The 24540-nt window shown below is 64.7% G+C and carries 7 protein-coding genes and 1 tRNA gene; 3 read left to right on the top strand and 5 right to left on the bottom strand.

The window, feature by feature from the left end:
• The 4 genes from API01S_RS06935 to API01S_RS06920 form a co-directional block, all read right to left on the bottom strand.
• Positions 1-13926, bottom strand: coding sequence for a two-partner secretion domain-containing protein (locus API01S_RS06935; RefSeq protein WP_061303954.1), 13926 nt, complete (start codon positions 13924-13926; stop codon positions 1-3).
• Positions 13927-13960: 34 nt separating this feature from the next.
• Entirely contained in the window at positions 13961-15643 is a 1683-nt protein-coding gene (locus API01S_RS06930) for a ShlB/FhaC/HecB family hemolysin secretion/activation protein (RefSeq protein WP_254598547.1), read from the bottom strand.
• 756 nt (positions 15644-16399) lie between these two features.
• A tRNA-Lys gene (locus API01S_RS06925) sits at positions 16400-16475 on the bottom strand.
• Positions 16476-16638: 163 nt separating this feature from the next.
• Complete coding sequence (locus API01S_RS06920; RefSeq protein WP_061303950.1) at positions 16639-17385, bottom strand: SDR family oxidoreductase; 747 nt, start codon at positions 17383-17385, stop codon at positions 16639-16641.
• Between the two features lie 114 nt (positions 17386-17499).
• Here API01S_RS06920 and API01S_RS06915 point away from each other — a divergent pair, with 114 nt between their 5' ends.
• The gene (locus tag API01S_RS06915) at positions 17500-18144 is read left to right on the top strand and encodes a TetR/AcrR family transcriptional regulator (RefSeq protein ID WP_061303947.1); all 645 of its coding nucleotides are present in this window, start codon (positions 17500-17502) and stop codon (positions 18142-18144) included.
• An 11-nt stretch (positions 18145-18155) separates the two neighbouring features.
• The gene (locus API01S_RS06910) at positions 18156-19751 is read left to right on the top strand and encodes a sensor domain-containing diguanylate cyclase (RefSeq protein WP_061303945.1); all 1596 of its coding nucleotides are present in this window, start codon (positions 18156-18158) and stop codon (positions 19749-19751) included.
• 330 nt (positions 19752-20081) lie between these two features.
• On the opposite strand, the gene API01S_RS06905 is transcribed toward API01S_RS06910, so the two are convergent.
• Positions 20082-22157: an AsmA family protein gene (locus API01S_RS06905; RefSeq protein ID WP_039882774.1), complete on the bottom strand. Its 2076-nt coding sequence runs from the start codon at positions 22155-22157 to the stop codon at positions 20082-20084.
• A gap of 353 nt (positions 22158-22510) precedes the next feature.
• Between API01S_RS06905 and API01S_RS06900 the strand changes: the two genes are divergently transcribed.
• Positions 22511-24415 (top strand): LTA synthase family protein, encoded by a 1905-nt coding sequence (locus tag API01S_RS06900; RefSeq protein ID WP_061303943.1) that lies wholly within the window; start codon positions 22511-22513, stop codon positions 24413-24415.
• The last annotated feature ends 125 nt before the right edge of the window (positions 24416-24540 follow it).

The following is a 24540-nucleotide window of genomic DNA, read 5'->3' as shown; positions in this document are numbered from 1 at the left end:
TCACTTACCTTTTCCAGAAACGTTAAATATCTTCTTTATTTCATTAGGAATATTATCTTTTTTCAGCGCACTAGTCTTATCTCCGCTACTGCCAGACCAATGAAACATATCATTATTTGTTCTGAAAAATCTGTGAATATTTCCCTCTGCATCTTGTGCATACCTATGATTATTATTTCCGGAATCTGCAATGGAATTGGAAAATAGTTCAAGAGAATTTTTGGGTTCCACCCCAGCATTTGGTCGATTCCCGATTTGTCCCGGTGTGTGTTTAGGATTCGATTGATACATCAACCCATTCGAAGCCATAACAGGTTCAAACACGGGTACTGCACTCCCCTTACCTCCCTTATCAGCTGTAGCTTTCGAATTGGTCGACGTCTTACTGCCGACGGCTCCTACCGCCGCCGCCCCCGCCACACCCGCCTTCGCGATCTCATCCCACACGAGATCCTTGATCTCACTTCCACCCATTAGGGCGGACCTCTTGATTGCAGCGTTGCGGTCAGCAATCATCAGCTGCCCGCTGCCTAGGACCATGGAAAGTTCCCGCCATTCCGCCGCGGTCAGTATCTCCTCACGCAGTTTTTCTCCAAGTTCATCGGCTCGCCGACCATAATCTTCGAGCAGCTTGGATGCCTTATCAATTTCTTGACGACATATTTCCGGACTCGCGCATTGAGTCAAATCTTGGCGCTGTTTATCCGAAACGTCCTTGTACTGTCGAGTAACGCCGTCCTCGCAAATCCTATTTCCGCCGCACAGCTCCATTTCCTTAGTCCGAGCCTGCTGCTGGGGCACGCTCAGCGCGTTGTTTTCAGTCTCATTAGCGGCGGCAAAGGTCGCGTCCGTCACGTTCGCGCCAACCCCCTGCGCTATGCCGGCCACGAGTGATTCCACTAAGTTGCGCCGAGCCTCTTTTTCCTCGGCAGACAACTTCTTCTCGTCACTGCTCAGCAAGGCGTTGAGCACTGAACCAGCCCCAGCGCCTAATGCGCCTGCCGAACAACTCCCCCCCTTCGCAGAGGCCCCGGCGCAACCTACGATTGCGTGCAGGGCAGCGCGCGCGGCATCGGCTTCAGCTCCGTCGCCAAGCGTCGCGGTCAAGCGCTTGACCTCCGACGCCGCCAAGCCTTGCAAGTAATTCACGGCCGCGGACTGAGCAAACGACGCCGTTGTGCCGGTGACGTTGCCCGTCGCACCAGCAGAGACCGCTGTCAGAATCCGGCGGTACGAACCAGATGCTCCCCACTCCGCATTCAGCTTTTTCGCGGCCTCGGCAGCCTCTTTACGTTCATCGTCGGACAGTTTGATGTCTTTGGAACGTTCGACCAGCCGATCTATTTCCTTCGCCCGATTCGTCAAAAACTGCCCCGTCTGCCGCTGGGCCTCCGACGCAATCTCAAACCCCGCTTCGATCTTCTCCTTGTCAAAGATCGGCTTCAGCGCATTCAACGTATCGGTCGTGTCTCGGTTCAACGACGCGATCGTCTCCGCTGCCGTTTTGCCGGTCAGCGCCAATTGCCCGGCCTCGTCACGAATGGCGATCTTGCCGCCACTGATGCCGCTTTGAGTCGTCGAACTACTGTTGCCGCTGGCCGCTGCAACTACCGGCGTACCCATGCCCACGCCGCTTTTCGTTTGCGGGACGCTGGTGCCGGGCTCTGCCCTTGATCCGCCTGCCACGTTGCCGTCGCGATCAGTGCCAAGGCTGCCAGATCCGCTCCAGCCTCCGCTGATCCCGACCTGACTGGCCTTGTAGCTGGCGCTGTTCTTCAAGTCTTCGGTGACCAGCGTGCCGGTGGACAGCGTGTTCAAGCCGGCGGCCACGGCCTTGTCGCTGCTGGCGATGACGCCGCCGATGAGCGTCGTGTTGTGCTTGACGTCGACAATGAAGCCGCCGTCGCCAGCCTTCAGGCCCGCCTGTTCCGAGGCGGATTTGAAGTCGCTCTTCATCTGGCCTTGCGACACGTTGCCCGAGATGGAGCTGCTGCAATAGCCGTAGCACAGGGTGCCCGAGACACCCGCGCTTTGCTGCTTGGATTCGTAGTGGCTGGTGTCTTGCAGTGTTTCAATGCGCAGGTTTTTGCCAACCGACGCAATGATCTGTTGGGCCTGGCCCGTGGCGCCTATCAGCGAAGTGTTGCCGCCCGACTGCAGGCCCAGGATGTTGCCTGCGGTGACGTTGCTGGTGGTCCAACTGGAGTCCTTGCCATCGGCATTGCCGCGCGACGCGCTCGCCGCAGCATTTAGCGTGAAGCCAAAGCCTTGCGTGCCCATCGTCACGCCCACGCCGATGCTGGCATTGGTGCTCTTGTTCTTGCTGTGCTGCTCGAACGTGTTTTCGGCCGCTTGCAGCAGGATGTCGCCCTCGGCCTTGATCGCGGCGTTGTTGCCTGCGGACAGATTGGATCCCGTAACGGTCACGTTCGACCTCTGGCCCGCACCTTGCGCGACGATCGTCAGGTCGCCTCCGGCTGCCACCGTAGAACCGCTGACGGATGAAGACGAGCGCGTAGAGATGCTTTGGCTCTTGCTGGATCCCAGGTTGATGTTGACATTCAAGCCGCCACCCGCTGCCGGATCGGCCGTGATTGCGTCGTAGGCATTGACAGCCGCCAGGCCCGAGGTGGCCAGGGCCAGGCCCTGCATGACCTTGTTGTCGGTCTTGCCGGCCGCATCACCCATGCGTTCGGCTGTCTGCATGGCGCTGACCATCGGAGTACTGGCGCTGATGCTCAGGCCGCTTTGCTTGATCTCATGAAACTCCTTCTCGCGCGCCGTATCCGCAAGCGCCCCGATATTCACCTCGCGTCCGATCAAGGTCACATCGCCCTGGCGCGCCACGACGTTGCTGCCCATGATGTTGAGCGCCCCGCCCGCGTTGATCAGGGTGTCGCCCGTGACGCTGCCCACGGTGCTGGCCGAGTGGAAGACCTTGGCGCCTTCCAGCTTGTCCGTCTGCTGTCGGCTGCCGTAGCTGAAGCCGCCCTGCGCGCCGAAGCCGGACTTTTGGGTTTTCTCGTAGCTGTAGTTGCCCAGGGTGTTCACGCCCGCGACGATGTTCACGTCTCGGCCGGCCGTCATCACCAGGTCGTTCTGCGCACCTGCGTTCGAGCCCACGACGTTCACGTCGCGGCCGGCCATCATCACCACGCTGTCGCCCGTGAAGGTCGAGGACTGTGCCTGAGTCCAGTCCGTCGACAGGATGCTATGGGTGGACGAGCGGGACAGAAAGCCCTTCTTCTTGGTGTAGAGCTCGTCTCGCGCCGAGCCGGACGCCACGCCCGCAGTCAGGTTGACGTCACGGCCGGCCCCCACGGCCAGTTGCTTGTCTGCCGTGACGTTGGCGGCGCGGGCGTTGACGTCCTGCCCGGCGACCAGCGTCAGGTTGCCACCGGCAGCAATGTTGGTGCCGATCTCCGACGACGTACTGAACGCCGAGTTGTTCTTTTTGCGGAAATCGTAGGCCTCCTGGTGGCTTTGCGTAAGCGTGCCCAGGTTGATGTCGCGGCCCGCTTGCAGTCGCGCGTCTTCCTTGATGGACAGCTGCGCCGCAGTCAGGTTGATGTCGTGGCCGGCCTGCATTTGCAGGTTGTCGGCGACCACGCGCGAGACGCCGCCCAGGTTGCTGCCCGAGGTCGCGCCTCGGTCGTAATCCGTCATCGTGGAGGTCAGCGCGATGTCGCGTCCTGCCTTCATTGACACGTCACCGCCCTGGATCAGGGCAGCGATGCTGGTGATGTTCTCGCGGGCATTCAGGTTGACCCGTTCGCCCTGAATCTGGCCGCCTGCCTGGTTGACGATGTTGCCCGCCGTGATGACGGTGGCGTCGCGCCCGACGATGCTGCCCGTATTGTTCACGTCGCCGTCGGCCTGCAAGCTGACGTCGCGGCCCGCCATGAGCGTGCCGTCTGCCTTCAGGTCGCCGTTGCGCACCATCAGGTAGACCTGTGGAACCAGCACGTGGTCGACCGTGCCATCGGCGCGGACAACGGCGCGCTCGACCAGCCAGACCACGTCGGTGGTCAACTGCCGCATCTGTTCCTCGGTCAGCGCCACGCCCAGTTGTACGCCGTTGGCAGCCGCGAACTGCGCGCCTGCCGCCAGCAGCGCCTTGTATTGCGCGTCGGCGTTGCTGTAGTTGTCCAGATAGCGCTGGCCGGTGGTGGCCATGATCTGGTCGGTGACCAGCTTCTGTTCATAGAAGCCATCGCCCAGCCGCTTGGGCTGGCCCGAGGGCGTGAGGAATCGCGCGCCGGCCGGCACCAGGCCGTCCCAGCCGACGGCACGGGCACCTTCAATGGCGCCCGCTGCGCCCACATTGCCGCCGCCCGTGGCTCCCGCTACGGCACCCGATTGCGGGCCGGCGTCGGCGACGTTGGCCGCGCCAGGCGCCGTATTGCGCTCGCCCGTGAGCCCACCATTGGCGGTCACCGCCGGGCCGGTCTGGCCGGCACCGACGTTACCGTCGACGATGGCGGCATCCGCCCCGTTGCCGGCACCGGCGCCGCCGCTGATTCGGTCGCCGGACAGGCCGCCGTTGGCGCCCTGCGCGCCGTTGATGGCGGTTTCCGGCAAGGCATTGGGGTTGCGCAGCAGTTCCAACAGATAGTCGCTGGACACCTTGTCGTGCTGGCCGATGAAACGCGGATCGGTTTCGACCAGATAGGGCGAGTCGGCATTGCCGGACACTGCGAACAGCTGGCTGTCCGGAATGACTGCGGGCGCCGTCATCGTCCGCACGGCGGAACCGTCCGGCAGCGCCACGTCGACGATGCCTATCGGTTGCGATCCGTCCGCCAGCGCGCTGGCGCCGGGTTTGCCGCCCACGGACACGGCCTGGTTACCGGCGACATACGCCACCTGCATTTCGGTGGGTGTGGACGATACGCCGCCGGTGTAGGGTTGAGACGCTTCGTACTTGCGGTCGTCGTTCTTCTCGTAGGTGTGGGTGGCGGTACCGACCAGCTCGACGCGCCGTTCCCCGGTTGCGCCGATGTTGTTGATGGCCGGCCCCGACACCATCAATGCGCCGCCCGCGACGATGCGGCTCTTGTCGTTGGTGACGGCGCCGATCAGCGTGGCGTTGCCGCCCACCGTGATTTGACCGGGATCGCTGGACACCGTGCGGGTCTCGGTCACCGACTCTTGCACGCGATAGATGGTGAAGTTCTTCACCATGCGGCCGTCGAAGTCGGCATTGAACGCGCGAATTCGAGTGTTCAGCTCCCGATAGGCATTCGTGTAGGCCGTATGTGCGGCTTCATAGACCGCCAGACGCTCGGCGTATTCACGGCAAACCGGCAGCGGCAGCATGCAAGGCTCGCCTTCCGGCTTGACGGGGGGAGCGCCCACCGGCGGCGCAACACCAAACACGCCCCAGATTGCTGCGTCGGGAGGGTAGAAGAATTGGTCCTCGGTGACCATGCAACCGCCCCCGGCGTCTCCCCCCGTGCACACGGTTTCGCTGGCGATGAAGGCTGGGGAGATGGGCGCGGTTTTTCCGCGTATGCCCTTTTTGTTCAAGCCGTAGTCGAACGGCGGACCGTAGCGCGATTCGGGATATGTCGAGGACGGCAGCAGCAGGCGGCGCTCCTGATCGTCCTGCAACCAGCCCGGATCCTTGCTGCACATCGGGGTCACCAGATCGCACAGCCAGGTCGCTGCGCCGTCATACATATCGGTGGATCCGTCGGGGCGGTAATACACCTTGGCGCCGCCGCCTACAGACACCACTTGGCTGGCGTAGTGATTGTTCAGGTTTTGGATGGAGGCGGCGGCAATGACCGCGTTGCCCACGGCTTCGATGGTTGCCGATGCGTTAACAAGGCTGCCCGCCTGGCCCCAGGCCTGGCCGTTGCCGTCCAGCGCCCCGCCGATGCGCAGGTTGCCGCCGGCGTAGATCAACGCGTGTTCGCGGTTGTTCAGCCCACCGATGCCCAGATCCAGGTCACCGCGCGAGGCGATGACCGCCGCGCCGGCCGCGCCGACATCGTTGGACAGAAAGCCCGCGCCGATGGCAATGGTGTCGCCATAGATGCGGCCCAGGTTATCCACACGGCCAGCCGAAATACGCGTTGCGCCGCCGTCGATCAGCCCGGCGTTGGTCAGCGTCTGAGCCACGTTAAGCGTGGTGACACCTGCGGCGACCAGTTCGCCGGTCTGCTTATTGTTCAGATTGCCAGCGTTGACCGTCAGGTCGCGTCCTGCGGACAGCTTGGCGCTGTTGTCCAGGTTTCCGCCCACCGACAGCGACAGGTCTCGCCCCGCCGTCAGGTCTCCGGTCTGGTCCAGTGACCCGCCCGTGGTCAATGACAGGTCGCCGCCCGATTGCAGCACGCCCAAGGCGGTCAGCACGCGCGTGCGCAACGTCAAGCGTTCACCGGCCAACACTTTGCCTCGCTGATTGATCAGCGTGTCGGCCAGGATATCGGCAACCCCGCGTGAGGAAACCAGCCCGTCGGTGTTGTCCAGCACGCCGGCTTCGATGGCCAGCGCGTCCTGGGCCTGTATCGAACCACGCGTGTTGTCCACCTGCCCCGCGACGATACGGATGATGTTGGCGATCAGCCCCGACGAGGGCTCATTACCTTGCCATGCGGTGTCGCGGTTATTCAGGGCGGCGGCGGTTACGCTCAACGCGTTGTCCGCCTGCATCAGGCCACCGGTGTTATCAACGGAGCCCGACGCGGTAATGCTCAGGTCCTTGCCCGCCAGCGTGCCTGCCTGATTGTCCACCCGCACCGCTTCGATATCGGTGTGCCCGACCGACGCCAGGACGCCCGCGCGGTTGTCCAGCGCACCCGACAGCGTGATCTTGGCGTCGCCCCCTGCGGTGATCTTGCCGCCCTGGTTGTTCAGATTGGAGCCGCTGATGGCTAGCGTGCCGCCGTACAACGTGGCCAGCCGCGTGTCGATGTCGCCTGCGGTAGTCAAGGCCAGCTTGCCCAATGCCGACAGGTTGGCGCCGCCCAGGTCAAGTTGCCCTGCGGACAGCGTCAAGTCCTTGCCCGCCAGACTGGTGCCGCCATGCGAGATGGCGCTTGCGGTCAGCGTCAGGCTGCCCGGTTTGGTCAGCGCGCCGTCTTCGTCTACGCCGGCCGCGAGGCGACCCGCATTGTTCAACACCCCACCTGCGCTGGCGTTCAGATCGCCGCCCGCCAACACGGCGCCCAGGTTGGTCAACGCAGCGCCCGCCGAGAGTTCAGCGACTCCGCCGGTGAGCACCGTGCCCGCATTGATCCAGCGGCCCAGCGCACGCAACGCCATCGCCGATGCCGATTCAATTTGCGCGCCTGCCTCGATCGACAAGTCGCGGCCGGCCGACGCCGACAAGGCGCCGCCCTGCGCTACCGCCGCGCCACCCAGCCGCACGTCCTGCCCTGCTGACATGGTGACGTCGCGCCCGGCCGCCGCCACGCCTTGCAGGTTCAGGTCCGTGCCGGCCTTGATGTCGACCGAACCGCCAGCTTGCAGATGCGAGTCGGCCGCCAACGACACGGCGCCACGCTCGGCCGATAGCGTCAGATCTCTTTGCAATGCTGCGGTCGTGCCCGACAGGGACAGGCTATCGCCCGCCGTCAGCACCACATCGTTCTGCCCCAACGCGCGGCCCAGGATATCGAGGCCGCCCAAGGCGGTCAGGCGTAGCGAATCGCCCGCTTGCGCCAAGCCGCCTGCGCCGATGCGCACGTCGCGGCCGGTCAGCGTCAATCCGCCGTCGGCGGCTGCCGTGCCGTCCACCTGCGCAACCCGCGCCACGCTCAAGGTCATGTCGCGCACGGACGTCAGTGCGCCCGCGATGAGCAGATCGCGCGCGGCCTGTGCAGTCAACGTGCCCGCCGCCTGCACTTGCGCGCCCTTGGCTACATACGCGTCTCGTCCGGCATCCAGACCGAGGTTGCCGGCGCCCCGCTGACCCAGCGCCCCCACCACGCCATCCAGCGTCAGATCATTCCCGGCGTACAGCGCCATGTCCGCGCCCGAGACCACGGTGCCGTGCGAAACCAGATCTCCGTCCGCTCGCGCCGTCAACTCGGTGCCAGCCTGGAGGCGGCCTTGCTGGCCTACGTTCAGGTTGCCGCCTGCCTGCATGGCCAGATTGCCATCCAAGGCACTGACCACACCGTCCACGCCTAGATGGCGCTGCGCGCCCAGACTGGCTGACGATCCGGCGCTGACAATGCCGCTGTCGGCCACGGTCAGATCGCGGCTGGCTTGCACGTCCAGCGTGCCTCCTGCGGCAAGCGCCGTGTCCGCCGTACCGGCCGTGCCGGCGATGTGGACGTCCTGCCCGCTGAATCGCAGGCCGTTGGAGCCTTGTGCCAGGCCGGAGCGCGTGACGTCCAGTGTGGCGCCGGCCGTGGCCTGCAATTGCTGGCCCGCCACCGTGGTGCCTTCGAGCGACAGATTTTTCTGCGCGCTCAGGTTGATGTTGCCCTCGCTGGACAATGTGCCCATGGCCTGAAGCTTGCCGCCCGCCTGCACGGCAAGCAGGGTCTTGGCTTGAAGTTCACTGGCGTTGCCCAGCGTGATGTCGCCCAGGCCGCCAAGCTTGATGCCGCCTTCAGCGGCCAGCATCTTGGCATCCGCCAGCACTGCGCCCTTAGCCTCCAGCGCGATGGATTTCCCGGCCGCCCATTGCCCCGCCAGCGTCATGCCCGCGCCCGACCTGGCGTTGATATCGCCATCTGCCTGGATCTGCGCGTCCGCGCCCGAGGTCAGCACTTGCCCGGCCTGTGCGCGCAGATTGCGCGCGGCCAGCAACTGGCCGTTCAGCGTCATGTCTTGCCCGGCTTGCAGCAAGACGTCGGACAGCGATGACACCTTGCCCGCAAGGTTCAGGTTGCCGCCCGCATTGACGTCCGCGTCGCCGCCCGCCAAGGCTTGACTGGTAGCCGCCAGCACAGCGTTCCTGCCTGCCTTGAGCTTCAACGCGCCGCGCATCGCGGCGGCGATGCCTTGCAGCGTCAGATCCCGCCCGGCGTCCAGACTGGTCCCATCGTTGCTGCGCACGGCGCCAGCTGCCACCAGGTTGTCCTGCGCCAGCAACGTCGCGCGGCCTGCGGCCTCTATCTGCGATTCCGCGCCCAGGTCCATGCTGCCGCCCGCCTGCACGGCCAGATTTCCGTCCACCCCAACGCTGCCATTGACCGAGACGTTGCCGCCTGCCTGCATCGACGCATCCCCGGTCGACGCCAACACGCCATCAGCGCGCATATCGTGACCCGCCGCCAGCGCCACACCCTTGCCTTGCGTCTGGCTTTCCGCCCCCAGGGTCAGGTCATTGCCGCCAGTGGCCGTCAACGCGCCGCCATAGGCCAACGCGCTGCCGTCCACGCGCAGATCGCCCGCCGCGTCCAAGGTCATAGCCCCGTCGCTCAACGCTACGCCCGCCAAGCGCATGCCTTGCGCGCGCAGCGTCATGTCACCGCCCGACTGCATCTGCGCCGAGCTGCCGGTATGCAGCGATGCGCCGGCAAGCAGACGCAGCACGCCATCGGCATACAGCTTCCCGGTAATGGCAGCGCTGCCTGCCGTTTGAATGGCCAGGTCCGAAAGCGTACTGAGCACGCCTGCCACTTGCAGATCTGCGTCTGATTGCAGTTGCAGCGGACCGCCGGCCCATATGCTGCCTTGCGACGCCACGGACAGACCAGCGCCTGCCGTGACACCCACTGAACCCTTGGCCGACGCCAACAGACCTTGCACGTCGATCGCCCCGCCCGCCTGCGCTTGAAGGCCCAGGTCGCCGCGCAAGGCGCCGGCCAGCGCCATGTTGCCGGATGCCGACGCGGTCAGGATTCCGCCCGCGCTCCACTGCACCGGCGCACCAGCGTTCAGAGCGCCGCCTGCGTTCAGGTTGATGTCGCTGAACGCATTGGCCAGGCCGCCCAACAGGATGTCGCGGCCCGCTTTCACTGATATGCCCGATTCGGAAACCACCTGCCCCAGCGCGTAGATGTCGTCGTTGGCGCGCAGGACAACGCTTCGGCCCTGGGCTTTGCTGTCGTTACCCAGGATCATCCCGTTGCCGGCGTCGAGCGACAACGCACCGCCGTAGGCATACGCTGCGCCGTCAATCTGCACTTGCCTGCCGGCATGCAACGCCAGCCCCGCGTTGGTCTGTGCGGAACCTGCCAGCAAAATGTCGCTGCCGGCCGTGATGGCCATCGCCTGATTCGATTGCAGATCCGCCTGTTCGCTGAATTGCGCGGCCCCACCGCTCGTCAGTGACAGCGCGCCATTGGCGTGCAACTGGCCGGACACCACCGCATCACGCGCAGCCTGCAAGGTCAGGTCGGCCAGCGACAACACCGTGCCGGCCAAGCGCAGCGCGCCACCCGCGTTGATCTGCAACGGTCCGCCCGCCTGCAACGCGGCGTCGGTATCCAGCGATACATCGCGCCCGGCGTTCAATGACAACGCGCCATCGGCCGATGCCACCTGTCCTGTCTGGCGATAGTCCCCGCCAGCGTTCAAGCGCACGTCGCGATTGCTGCGCAACGCACCGTCGACACGCATGTCGCCCGTGGCACTCAACCTGGAAGCGCCCGTCGTTTCCAGCACCGCTGCTTTGCCAACATTCAAAGCAGTGCCGGCCACGGCGGCCAAATCTCCATCCACGCTGATCGAGCCCAACAGATTGCTATCGCCGCCCGAGGACAGGCGCGCGTCGCCCTGCGATACCAGCACGCCGTCGGCACTCAGGCCACGATCCGCCGCAAGCACGACGCCTGAGCCCTGCGCCTGGCTTTGCGCGCCCAGTTTCAGATCCTGGCCTGCCGTGATGGCCAGACTGCCCCCGAACGCCAACGCAGAACCGTCCACGATCACGTCGCGCTTTGCGCGAAGGCCAAGCGCCCCATCCGTCAGCGCGGACCCTGCCAAGGTGGCATCGCGTGCGGCTTGAATCCGCATATCGCCCACTGACTGCAAGCTTGCCGGAGCAAGCGCCTTGAATGACATGGCACTGGTCACGTCCAGCGTGCCGCCGCTGTAGAGCTGCCCGCTGATGACCGTGTCGCGCGCCGATGTCAGCGCCAAGGCGCCCTGGCTGGCCGTCGAGCCATCCAGCGTCATCGCGCCACCGGCCTGCGCGTTCAGCGCGGCCCCGGACAGTGCCTGGCCTGCCACGCCCATCGACAGGTTGCCCCCCGACTTCAGGTTCAGGCCGCCGCGTGCCGTGGACACCAGGCCATTGACCGCCAGATCGCCGCCCGCCGTGACTTGCGCGCCGCCGTTGGCGCGCAACGCGCCGTCCAAGCGAACGTCCTTACCGGCATCCCCGACAAGCACGCCTTCGGTATCCAGCGCTCCCGCTTTCGTCTGACGCAGATTGAGGCCAGCCAGCAGACGTATGTCGCCGGTGGCACCGCCCTGATTGTTCAGAGTCAGGTCCCGCCCTGCGATCAGTTGAATGCTCCCTTGTGCCCCAATGGAGCCCGCCGCGCTCAGGTTGCCCTGCGCGTTGGCTTCGATGCCCGCGCCTTGCGTCTTGCTCTGTTCGCCCAGCGTCAGATTCCGGCCGGCGTTCATCGTCAGCGCGCCGCCATAAGCCAGCGCGCTGCCGTCCATGCGCAGATCGGTCGCCGCATTCAGATCAAGCGTCGCGTTGGTTTCCGCCACCCCTGCCAGATCCATACTTGCTCCGGCACGCAATTGCAGCGGGCCTTGCGCTCGCAGTTGTGCCTGGGCACCGCTGGTCACCGCGCCGCCGGCGTCCAGCGACAGGCGCCCATCCGCCAGCAGATCACCGTTCAACGTGGCATCGCGCGCCACCTGCATCGTCAGGTCGGCCATGGACGAGATCGTCCCGGCCGCCATCAGGCTATCGCCGCTCTGGATACGGACCGGACCGCCCGCCAGGACGCTGGACGGCGCTCCCAGCGATATTTCCTTGGCCCCAACAAGCGCGACCGCGCCATGCGTGGCGGCAATCTCGCCGTCCAGCGTCAATGCGCCGCCCGCCGTCACGCGCGTATCGCCATTACTGCGCAAGGCGCCGGCAAGCACTACGTTGTTGCGCGCCGCAAGAACAGTGGCCCCGGTGGCGTCCAACTGCGCCGCACCGCCGACCCTCAAGGCCCCGCCCGCGTCCGCGCGCAGGTCTCCGTCGGCAGCCGAGCGCCCGTCGATCCCCATATCGCCGCCAGCCTGCATCGCAAGCAGCCCTCCGGCCACGAGCTGGCCTGCGGAGTTCATGCTGCCCGCCGCAGTCAGCGATACGCCATTGCCCTGAGATTGACTGCTCTTGCCCAAGACCAGATCACGGCCGCTATCCAGGCGCAAAGCGCCGCCGTAGGCCAGCGCGCTGCCATCCAGTCGCAGGTCGCGTCCGGCATTGAACGCCACGCTGCCATCGGCCAGGGCCGAACCCGCCAGCGCCATGGATCCACCTGCGCGCAGCACCACGTCCTTGGCGCCTTGCAGCTTGGTTGCACTATCCGAGGCGATGTTTGAACCTGCGTCAGCGCGCAGCATGCCCGCCGTGTTGACCTGACCGGGCAGCGTCATATCTCGGCCAGCGCGCATCTCAACCGTGGCGCGGCTGGAGATCACACCCGCAGCCACGGGGTTGGGCTTGTTCGCCTGCTCGCTGCCAGGGGATGCCTGCCCCGATGACGTGCCGCTGCTGGCGCCGTTGCCAGATGAGGCGCTACCGGACGTACCACCGGATGACGTGCCACCAGAGGGAGCCGCGCCGCCGTGCTGAGGCGGTGCTACCGGCGCGCTGGGCGCTTGTGTCGCGAATGCCAGATTGCGGCCGGCCTGCAAGGTCAAGTCGCTGTCGCTCAGGATCAACGCCCCCTTTGCCGACACGTCGCGGCCCGCACCGATGCGCAGGGTGTCCTGGGCAAGCAGCCCGCCCTGCGAACCAATCTTCAAGTCGTTCTTGGCGTTCAGCGTCAACGAACCGTCACTGCCCGCCAGGCCGTTGACCGAGGCATCACGGCCGGCCGTCATCGAGACCTCGGCGCCCTGCGCCACGCCGTCCATGACCAGATCCCGGCCCGCATTCACCTGCAAGGCGCGTGCGGCTTGCACCGTGCCGCCCGGCACGATGCTGACGTCGCCCGCGGCATTGACGTGCAGATCGCCGGTCAGCGCCACCAGATTGCCGCCGACGTTCACGCCGACCCCGGCTTCGGTGCCAATCAGCCGGATGCTGTTGGCATACATGCCGCCCAGCGCGGACGTGTCCAGCGCCACCACCGGCGGCGCGCCTTCGCCGGCCAACGCCAACACCTTGCCGTCGGCGTAGTCCACGCGCGCAGCACCCGCGACCACATTCAAGTGATCGGTCCAGATGCCGGCATTGATTTCCAGGCTGCGGGCGATCAGGTCGACCTGACTGAGATTCGCCCCATACAGGCCATCCCCGTCGACCCGCAACTTGCCCGCGGCCACGTCCAACGTGATGCCGCCATCCGGGCCCACCTTGGGACGCCCCGTGGTCAGCGTGGCGCGGTTGGCGTTCAGGAAGCCGCAGCCATTGCAGGTGATCCCTGCCGGGTTGGCGACGATGACGTTGGCCCGATTGCCCGCGACTTCCAGCGTGCCCATCAACTGCGATGGGTTTGGCGCGGTGACCTGGTTCAGGATCGTGGTGGCGCGCTGGTTGCCCAGCATCGTGTTGCCGCCCACCTGGCCAGCCAGTTGCGTCTGGCTGGCGCCGCCGCTGTTATTCAGTACGACCCCCGACGGCCCCACGTTGAACTGGGTATAGCGGTTGTTGGATACGCCTCCCGCCGACGGCGGGGCGATGTTGATGACCGGCACGCCATTGGCAACACCCACCACCGGCTTCTGGCCCGCCACGCTTTTGTCGACGGAGATGGGCAGCGTCTGTGCCAACACCGGCGTCCAGACCTGCGTGAACACCACGGACCACGCAACCAGCGAACGAATCGTAGACATCATGCGACCTTTGTAAAGCGGTACAGCAATCGGGGAATCAGAACTCAAGCATCACGACCAGCGCGAATGTGGTCGCTGCGGTCTTCAATGAATCGGGTTTTTTCAACGGCCAACCGGCGGAGAGGTCATAGCTGGCGTTGACGTAGGGCAGGCCATAACGGCCTCGAATGCCCGCGACCGCGCCGACCAGCGTGCGGCCGGACAGATACCTGGCCGAAGGCCCACCCACGCGGCCCACGTCCAGGCCGGTGTAGATCTGCTGCCCGGGCAGGCCGGTCAGGCCATCCAGCGACAGCGATAGATCGTTGCGCAAGGTCCAGCCGTCTTCCGCGGCCAGCGTGATCTGGCCATCGAACCCGCGCACGGCATAGCGGTTGCCGATCGTGAAGTAATCAGATGGCTGAATGGGAGTTTTGGCGTGCTGGATGTGCCAATTGCCCTGGTAGGCAAAGGGCTGCTCCGCCACCTGAAACGGCAGGTACAGGCCGGCGCTGGCGGACAGGATGGTGCTACGCCCATTCCAGTCTGGATCGTCGTACACATACCCCGGCTCGTCCGAAAACTGCGGCAGCGTGCCGCGCACGCCACCGCCCAGGTCCAGCACCGACCGGCCCAGATAGTGGCGATGGCTGTAGCCGATTTCATAGCCGGTGACGTCGCGGCGCTGTACGTCGATAGGCACATCGTTCAACGTGCTGTCCGTGCGCTTGCGCAGCAGCGTAAATGACGCGTTGCCTTTGTACGTGGGGCCGCGATACGGCACGACGGAGACGCCAGCCTGCAATTGCTTGGTGGTGCCCCCATAGACGATGGGCTCTTCAAAACCCGCCACCGATTGGCGATAGGTGGACTTGCTGGCGCCTGCAAAGAACGTCCAGTAGCCGAAGGGAATGCTGTAGTTGGCCGACGCCGCGCGCGTGTTGGAACTGCCGTCGCGCCATCGCGCATTGCTGTTCCACGACACCGAGATCTGGTCGTACAGGAACAGCGGCGAGTCCAGCGTCAGGCCAGCGTTCACCTGATACTTGCCGATAGCGTCCATGCCGCTGTTGTCGCCGCCCACGTAGCCATGCAGCCGGTTGCCGGTGCCCGGTTGGACCACGATATCGGAGTCGCCCAGTTCGGGGCCAGGGGCCACGTCAATCGTCGCATCGGCCTGGCTGGACAGGCGGCGGATATTCTCCAGCGCCTGGTCCAGATCGCGCTGATTGAGTTCGCCGCCTGGGCCCGTGGGCAACGCAGTGCGCCACCAGCCAATGGCGCCCTCGCCCTTCACCGCCGAGATGCGGCTGGGCACATAACGCAAGGTCAGCCGTCCGCTGACAAGCGACTGTTCGGGAACCAGCACGCGTGCGGTGATCAGCCCTTGCTCGATCAGCGCGGCGGTCAGATGTTCCTGCAAGAGCTTCAAGCCCTGGCCACCCACGCAAGCGCCCACCGCCACGTCCGCCATGCGGCGCAATGCCGGGGCGGGTTGCGGGTCGTCCCATGTCACTTCGCGCAACGGGAAGCATGGCGTTTCGTCGGGAAAGCGCAGCGTGTCGGGCTGCGCACCCGACACCTCGGGCGCCGACAACACGTCCGGGCGCTGCGCAGCGCGCTCGCGCTGTAGCTCCAGTTCCTGTTCCTGACGGCGCTGGATCTCGCTGGCACGCGCAGCGGCCTCGGTAGGCGCGGGCTGCGCCCACAGCGTTGAAGAGAAAAGTGCCGCGCCCGCCAAGCAAAGCGCGAGACCGGCTCGATGCCGGATTTTTATAGTGTGATGCACGGATAGCGCCAGAGCAGATAGCTCGCTTCGTCGTGGACGATTTCCCTTGGCCTGCATTGCAAATGCGGCGTCGGGTCTTCCTCCTTGATCATGCAATCGCGAGAACGCGTAGAAGCTAATGCATCGTGCGACTGATTAAAATCAGACGACTTCGAAAGTGGCTTATTACTTTCGGACTGGCTGAAAGATCAACCGTGCTGAACACTTGGATTTGCTTTAAGCGGCGACTTTGATCGCGCTATTGCCGGCACGTTTGTTGGGACACATAAATTGGCCCCTGGCGCGCCGGCATCGGACGCGTCGGGCGGCGCATGTCCCTACACATCTTGGCGCTACAACGCGGCAGTCGTGACCGGCCGCGTCGTTGATGGTCCGCAGCGTGGCGCGCGACCTTGCGCCCACCCTTGTGCGGGATCAGGGCGCCGAAGAGCGGGTGACATACCTTGATTACCAACTGAACGGCCGAAGATTGCCGACGCTGGATAAAGACGATTGGCGGGAGTTACGCGGCCCGCAACTCGAACACCTGGCAACCTCGCAGTGCGAGTACTTCGCGCATAAGTCGATGCGAGAGGCCTTGGACTACGAAGCACACGGCACTGGATATGGATGCAGCCGCCAAAGTCTTTGCCGGAAAGCAAAAAGCCCACCGCATGCGGTGGGCTTTTTACCTGGTGAACCAAGAATCTTGGTACGACCAAAGAATTCTGGTGGGCTGTGAGTGGCTCGAACACTCGACCTACGGATTAAGAGTCCGCTGCTCTACCAACTGAGCTAACAGCCCTGCAATCCACAACATTTCGACCCGTTTTCAGCGACCTGGCTATCTATCAATAACCTTGCTGCTGCCTGCGTTTCGCTACGTGTGTAGTGCGAAGAAGCAAGATTATATGTAGGTTTTTTGGTTTGTGCAAGTCGGGTGCGAAAAAACTTTTAAAACTACGGCGTCATGCCGCGTAGCCCCCGTCGACCGACAGGCTGGCGCCCGTGATGTAGCGCCCTTCGGGGCCGGCCAGAAATGCGACCATGCCGGCGATGTCGCGTGGTTCGCCGTAGTGCGGCAAGGACAGCACCGCCACCAGGTCGCTGGCGTGATCACCCGCCGCGGGATTCATGTCGGTGTCGATCGGGCCTGGATGAACCACGTTGACCGTGATGCCGCGCGAACCGAGGTCGCGGGCCAGTCCCTGGCTCAGTCCGATCAGCGCGGACTTGCTGGCCGCGTACAGCGCCACGCCCGCGCGGCCGGCGCGTAGCGCCAGGCAACTGCCGATATTGATGATGCGGCCACCATCCGGCATCGACGCCTGCGCAGTGCGGATGGCGACGAAAGGAGCACGCACATTGATGTTCATCGTCCTCTCGTACTCGGCAACGCTGGTGTCGCCGATGACGCCGGTGACGAAGATGCCCGCGTTGTTGACCAGCACGTCCACCGGCCCCAACGCATCGATGGCTTGTTCCACGGCCTGCCGTACGGCCAATGCGTCTTCGGCGTCCGCCTGGATGGCCCGCAGCTTGCGACCGTTGGTGGATAGCTCCGCCGCCAAGGCCTGCGCCGCGTCGGCGGACGATGCGCTGACGTAGGTGAAGGCGACGTGCGCGCCCTCGGCGGCGAGCCGTCGCACGATGGCGGCGCCGATGCCGCGACTGCCGCCCGTCACAAATGCGACCTTGCCGTTCAGATTACCCATGACTTGTCCTTATTTGTAGTGATCGATACAAATATCATCGCCGCGGAAGAAAGCTCGCGTCAATCATTTTTTTATCGATCAACACAAAATAGGCGCCGCGAGTAAACTTCCGCCATGGCAGAACGTGGACGTCCCCGGAACTTCGACCGGGCCCAGGCCTTGCAAAAGGCCATGGAAGTTTTCTGGTCGAAGGGATATGAAGCTGCATCGCTGGCCGAACTGACGGAAGCGATGGGCATCAACTCGCCCAGCCTTTACGGCGCGTTTGGCTCCAAGGAAGAGCTGTTCAAGGAAGCCGTCGAGCTTTACCGCGACACCGCTGGCGGCGCGTCCCGCCGTGCGCTGCAAGACGCGGCCAGCGCGCGCGAAGGCATCCAGGCCATGCTGATGGCGGCAGCCGACCGGTTCACCTCGCCGGGCACGCCCCCCGGCTGCATGATCGTGCTGGGCGCGCCATCGGGCAGCGTCAACCACGCCAGCGTCGGCGGTTTTTTATGCGATAGCCGGCGCGAGATGCAGGCACGCATCCAGGCCCGCCTGTCGGCAGGCGTGGCAAGCGGCGAATTGCCTGCCACCACGGACACGAAAAGCCTGGCGGCCTTCTACACCACGGTATTGCACGGCATGTCCATCCAGGCGCGCGACGGCGCCAACCGCAAGACATTGCAATCGGTGGCTCGCCAGGCCATGTGCGCCTGGGACGCGTTGACGGGAAGCGGGCCGCCTTCAGGCGTGCCGCCGGGCCCCGCCCGCTCCTGACGGATACGGCCATGTTCCGCATCGACCTTCGGCGCCTGATCCTTTGGATCTGCCTGCTGTCGGTCATCCTGGTGCTGGCGGGCGGCCTGCACGCCAGCTATCTGGTGCAGCGCGACCTGCTCCTGCAAAACGCGCTTGAGGTCAATCGCGTCTACGCGTCAAAGCTGGCGGTCACCACCGACCTGTTCCTGGCGGATGTGCGCCGCTACCTGGCCTACAGCGCCGACGTGCTGTCCGACATGGAAGCCCACCCCGAGCTGATGGCCGAAGAAATGCGCAGGCAGCAAGATCAATTCGGCCAGTTCAATTCCACCGTCGTCGTATCACCGACAGGCAAGGTGATCGCAGCGTCCTCGTCGTACCCGCAGTTGCTGGGCCAGCAACTGACCAGCGAGCCGTCTCGCGAGGCCATCCGCTCGCAGCAGCCGGCCATCAGCGAGCCTTATCAGTCCAACAACGGCCGTTGGCTGATCCTGTATTCACATCCGATTTTCTCGCGCGATTACCGCTACCTGGGCTATATCGCCGGCACGCTGTATCTGCACGAAGACAATGCGCTGGATCGCTTGCTGGACAAGCATTTCTATCGCGACGACTCCTTCCTGTACGTGGTGGACCGAAACGGCACGCTGATCTATCACCCTGATCGCAGCCTGCTGGGCCACAAGGCGCCAGACAGCGCGTTGTTTGCAGCGGCCCGGCGCGGCGAGACGGGCGAGATGCGGTTCACGGATGAGCAAGGGCGCGACATGCTGGCGGGTTTTGCGCCGGTGCCCAGCACCGGCTGGAGCATCATCGCGCAGCGGCCCGTGGCCGGCACCTTGCAGCCCCTGAGCGCCCTGCTGATGACCACCGCCCGCAACACGCTGCCCTTGCTGTTGCTGGCGATCGTGACGATCTGGGTGCTGTCCGGCTGGATCGCTCGTCCGCTGGGCGAGCTGGCCAGTATCGCCAGGCGTATCCAGGACCCGGATTCAGCCGAGCGCATCCGCAACGTCCGGTCCTGGTATTTCGAAGCGACGCAGCTCAAGCGCGCGCTGATCATCGGCTTGGCGTCGATCCATCACAAGATCCGCGACCTGCGGCGGGAAAGCACGACGGATACCTTGACCGGGCTCCTGAACCGGCGCGGCCTGGACGAGGCGATGGCATTGTTGCAAGCCGCTGAGTCCCCCGTGGCGCTGCTGGCCATCGACATCGACCACTTCAAGACCATCAATGACCGCTATGGCCATTCAGCGGGAGATCGCGCCTTGCAGGCGCTGGCGGCCGTGATGAGCGACGGCTCGCGCGTGGGCGACACGCTGGCGCGTGCGGGCGGCGAAGAATTCGTCGTGCTGATGCCGGGCGCGTCGTTGCGATCGGCCGCAGCGGCCGCCGAGCGGCTGCGCCAGCGTGTCGCCGCACGACTGCCGACGGAGTCGGTGGGCGTGGGCATCACGATATCGGTGGGCGTGGCGCGCTATCCCGAACATGGCGCGACGCTTGCGGCCGTCTACCGACGCGCGGACCAGGCGCTCTATCACGCCAAGAATCATGGGCGCAACGCGGTATGCATCGCGGACGACTCCGCGCCGGGCGGCGTGCGGCAAAGCCCGCCGCAATAGCGTTTTTGCAGATAGCCGATTGGGTCTCGGGCGGGGTTGCGCCTCTCGCACCGTTTGCCTTTGCGCTCGGCTGCTTATTGAGGCTTGCCTCTCGCAAGGCTTACCTTTGCGCTCGGCTGCTTATTGAGGCTTGCCTCTCGCACCGCTTGCCTTTGCACTCGGCTGCTTATTCAGGCTTGCCTCTTGCGAGGCTCGCCCTTACGCAAGACCGCTTATAGCGGCTTGCCTGTCGCAGCAAGAAGGCATGCAGCGCGGCATGCGTGCCGCATGCCGCGTCTTGCCTCGCCCCTCCTGGCTTCGGAGCGGGCGAGTCCATGATTTTCAGTCGGCCTACTTGCCCTTCGGCGCGGGCGCCGTCGGCGGCTTGCGCATCTGTTCCAGCAACGGACCGCAAGCGTTCTCGTCGTTGGTGCTGGGCGCAATCAAGGCCAGCAAACCGGCGGCGGGCGTCAACAGAACCCCCAGCGCCACCATCCCCGCGCCGCGCGCCGCCAGCGGCCCCACGTGCACGCCGACGTCGGGATTGCCGAAGGTGCCGCGCACGTACAGCGGCGAGCGCAGCGAAAAGATGCGAAAGCCCTTGCTGTCCGGCGTCACGTCCATGTCTATCTTTTCGTCCTTGAAGTCGGCGGTGCCGGTGATGGTGATCAGCGCGTTTTCGGTATCGAACACGAACACGCGCGGCGTCATCACGCCATTCTTCATGGCCAGGTCGGCCGCGCCGCAGTTGATCTTGACCTCGTCATCGCCAAACAGTTTGGACACGATGTAGTTACCCACATTCAAGCCCGCGATCTCCATCAGGCTGCGGCTGATGACGCCATCGTTGACCAGCATTTTCACGTCGCCGGTGGAAGTGCCCAGCAGGGCCGCCACGGAATTGCCGGTGCCGCTGACGGCCAGGTCGCCGTTCAGTTCGCCCAGCGTCTTCTGCATCGCTTCGGCGGAAGGAAACAACTGCTTGAGGCGCAGGCGGCGCGCGTGCAGGTCGACGCGGCCGGTCATCGCCTCATTCGTGCCGTCCAGGTTGATGGTGCCGTTGATGTTGCCGCCCGCCATGCCGAAGCGGAACGGGTCGAGCGTCAGCTTGCCGTCCTGCAACACCACATGCACCGACAGGTCGGACAAGGGCAGCTTGCTGTCGTGGATGATGCGTCCCGCATCCAGCGCGACGTCGGCGTCCATGTCGCGCCAGCGGTCAGTGCGAAACGCCTGCGTCGGCAGGACCTTGCCGCCCTTGGGCTTGACGGGCGCGTCCTTGGCCTTGTCGGCGGGCGCGGCGGCCGTGCCAGTGGCGGGCACGCCGATCAGCGGTCCCAGGTCCACCATGCGCAGCTGCTTGGACGACAGCTTGCCGGTAAGTTTGGGCCGAGGCGCGCCCAAGGCAAAGCTGATGTCCCCGTGCAGGTCGCTGTTGCCGACCTTGCCGTTGAAATCCTTGTAGTCGAATACCGCGCCGCCGGGATTTTGCAGCTTGGCCACCAGATGGCCATCGGTGGAATACGGCGGGGTGTCGGGCAGCGTCACACCGGTCAAGGGGTACAACTGCGCCATCGACGAGCCGGCCAGCTTCAAGCGCAAGTCCAGCGCGCCCAGATGGGCGGGGTCGGTCACGGTGCCAGCGACGGACGCTTTAGTGCCACCGACGGCCACGTCAGCCTGCACCGGGAACGGCTGCTTTGGATCTTGCAGGGCAAGCATGCCGCCCACCTTGCCCTCGCCCTTGGTCGGCAGTCCTTTGTACTTGCCCTCGACGCTCCATCCGAAGACATAGTCGCGCGGCGCGGGCGACTGCCCGTCCTGCGGCGCGAACGCGGCGCCCGCCACGTCGGCGAAAGGCACGGGTTTACCGAGCGGATCCACCAGCACCGTCAGGTCGGCTTGCAGCATTTCGTCGACGTAGGCGACCCGACCCTTGTCGAATCCGATCTCGTTGATGTCCAGCACCCAAGGCGAGGGCTCGCCCGATTCCGGCAGCGTGAACTCCCAGTTGGCGCGGCCATCGGCCAGGCGTTGCAAGTCAGCGGCGGGCTCGGTCAGCTGAATTCTGCGGATGACGACGCGTTGGCGCAGCAGCGGTAGCGGCGCCAGGCTGAATTCTCCCCGCTTGAGCGTGGCGAAGGTCGGCGCTTTCGCCCACGGCGCATTGCCCACGGAAATGTCGTTGGCAATGAAATGCGGCCAAGGCAGCCAGGCCCGCCAGCCGCCTTCGGCGGGCTCGCGTTGCCATTTGACGCTTAGGTCGCCATTGATGGCGAAGGGGCGGCCGATGGCGGCGCTGGCGCGCTCGTTGATCATCGGCTTGGCGCGGTTCCAGTCAAAGGTGGCGATGAACACCACGAGTACCAGCACGAGCAGGGCCAGAGCCCCTACAATTCCGATCGCTATTTTTCTTGTTCGCGTCATGGCTATCATCCTTGGCGTTGTGGCCGACCCCTGACCGCCGACCCTGTTTATCAACAAGGGTATCGCGGCCCATGGAAACGGTTAAGCTTGCCGGCCCCATAATGTGTGCGGATCTTTCATCCGAAGACGGCATGGGGTGGACGGCATCGCGCCGGCCGCGTTGCTGGATGCAGCATGCGGCGTGCCTGGCACAGTCGACGTGGACGCAGAGCGGTTACAAAGCGAAATGCGCCAGGCCCGGATCCAGGCGGTCGGGCGCTGGAATTGCTGAATTTTCCACGCGGCCCCTGATCCAATGCCCGCAAGATTTGTTTAGCCCTACCGGGCCGGATGCAGAACAACCTGGAGGCCCCATGCGGCATTCAACCTTGATTTTCGTGGTGGCGGCATTCGCGCTGCTGACGTTGAGCCGCTTGGCGCTGGCCGCCTGGCAATGGCAGCGCGTGCGTAATGCCGGCGGACTGTTCCCGTTGTTGTTAGGTGGCCTGCGCATCGACGCGCATCAGATCGCCGTGCTGGCCGCGCTGCCCGCCGTGCTGTCGCCCTTTTTTGGTCACTTCCCGATTGCGGCCTCGATTGCCGGCTATTGGTATCTGGTGGCCTTCATCCTGCTGGCCTTCCTGGAAGTGGCTTCCCCGCCCTTCATCCTGGAATATGACTCCCGGCCGAATCGGCTGTTCGTGGAATACCTGAAGCATCCGCGCGAAGTCTCGGGCATGCTGTGGCGCGGCTACAAGCTTGCGCTGATTGGCGGCTTTGGCGCCTTGGCGCTTATCGGATGGGGCGCATTCAGCCTGTTCGGGCATGCGCAACCCGATGCGCAACTGACCTGGTGGCAGATGCCCCTTGCCAGCGTCGCGATTCTCGCGGTGGTCATCCTGGCGATCCGTGGCACGCTGGGCCATCGCCCGATCAATCCGTCGTCGGTGGCGTATTGCTCGGACGGCATGCTCAACACGCTGGCGCTCAATTCGCTCTACAACGTGTTTTACGCCGTCTACAGCATGAAGAACGAAAAGTCCGCGTCGGCCGTGTACGGCGGCATGGACGAGGCCAAGATGCACGCGCTGGTGCTGGAACAATCCGGCCTGCCCAATCCGCCCGCCAACCCCGATTACCCCAGCCTGCATCTCCAGCCGGCCACGCGCAAAACGTCGCGGCCGTTGAATCTGGTGATCATTCTTGAAGAAAGCCTGGGCGCGCAGTACTGCGCCGGCCTGGGTGGCGCCAACCTGACGCCCGAACTGGACGCGCTCGCGCGCGACGCCTGGGCGTTCACGCGGGCCTATGCAACGGGCACCCGCTCGGTGCGCGGACTGGAAGCCGTCGTGACCGGATTCCTGCCTACGCCGGCACAGGCTGTGTTGAAGCTGCCCCGCTCACAGCGCGGGTTTTTCTCGCTGGCCGATCTGCTGGGCCGTCATGGCTACCATTCGCGCTTCATCTACGGCGGCGAATCGCACTTCGACAACATGAAGGGCTTCTTCCTGGGCAACGGCTTCAAGCAGATCGTTGACCGAGCCGACTTCGTCGACCCCGCCTTCGTGGGCACCTGGGGCGCGTCGGACGAAGACATGTTCAACCAGTTGGATCGCCTGCTGCGCGAAGACGGCGACCAGCCAACCTTCACGCTGGCGTTCAGCGTATCGAACCATACGCCGTGGGAATACCCGGCCGGCCGCATCCAGACGGAAGGCAACCCCGCTACCGTGGAAAACACGGTGCGCTATGCAGATTGGGCGCTGGGCCGGTTCTTTGAACGCGCCAAGGCTTCGCCCTATTGGGAGAACACGGTATTCCTGATCGCGGCCGACCATGATTCGCGCGTGTTCGGCGCCAGCCTTGTGCCCGTGCGCCATTTCCATATCCCGGCCGTCATTCTGGGTGCGGGCATCGAAGCGCGCCGCGACGATCGCCTGATCAGCCAGATCGATCTGCCGCCCACCTTGCTGTCGCTGATTGGCGTGGATACCGAACACCCGATGATCGGACATGACCTGACGCGCAGCAGCCCCGGCCGCGCCATCATGCAGTACGACAACACCTACGGGTATTTGAAGGAAAACGACCTGCTGGTGCTGGCGCCCAGCAAGACGCCGGTGCAGTACCGATACACGGCGCCCGAAGACTATGCCCCCGTTGCGCTGAACCCGGAACTGGCTACCGAAGCACTGGCGCATGCGCTATGGCCCAGCTGGGCTTACCGCGAGGGGCGTTACTGCCTGCCCGGCCACACCCCCGAGGTGGTCGCGCGGTAGCATCGCACCGGTTCGCACCGCGCCGATTCGCATCGCGCCGGTGTGCACCGCGCCGGTTTGCACCGCGCACCGATACCCACCACGCCAACACGGGCGGCGCTTTCAATCGCCGCGCCGCCCAGCCT

The sequence above is a fragment of the Achromobacter piechaudii NBRC 102461 genome (genome assembly GCF_001571245.1).
GTDB classification, from domain to species: domain Bacteria; phylum Pseudomonadota; class Gammaproteobacteria; order Burkholderiales; family Burkholderiaceae_B; genus Achromobacter; species Achromobacter piechaudii.
Note: the sequence above shows the minus strand (reverse complement) of the source record. Positions and strands in the feature narration are given on the sequence as shown.

Coding starts and splice junctions, on each gene's coding strand:
- API01S_RS06935 (WP_061303954.1), bottom strand. CDS start 13,926: ATGATGTCTACGATTCGTTCGCTGGTTGCGTGGTCCGTGGTGTTCACG.
- API01S_RS06920 (WP_061303950.1), bottom strand. CDS start 17,385: ATGGGTAATCTGAACGGCAAGGTCGCATTTGTGACGGGCGGCAGTCGC.
- API01S_RS06915 (WP_061303947.1), top strand. CDS start 17,500: ATGGCAGAACGTGGACGTCCCCGGAACTTCGACCGGGCCCAGGCCTTG.
- API01S_RS06910 (WP_061303945.1), top strand. CDS start 18,156: ATGTTCCGCATCGACCTTCGGCGCCTGATCCTTTGGATCTGCCTGCTG.
- API01S_RS06905 (WP_039882774.1), bottom strand. CDS start 22,157: ATGACGCGAACAAGAAAAATAGCGATCGGAATTGTAGGGGCTCTGGCC.
- API01S_RS06900 (WP_061303943.1), top strand. CDS start 22,511: ATGCGGCATTCAACCTTGATTTTCGTGGTGGCGGCATTCGCGCTGCTG.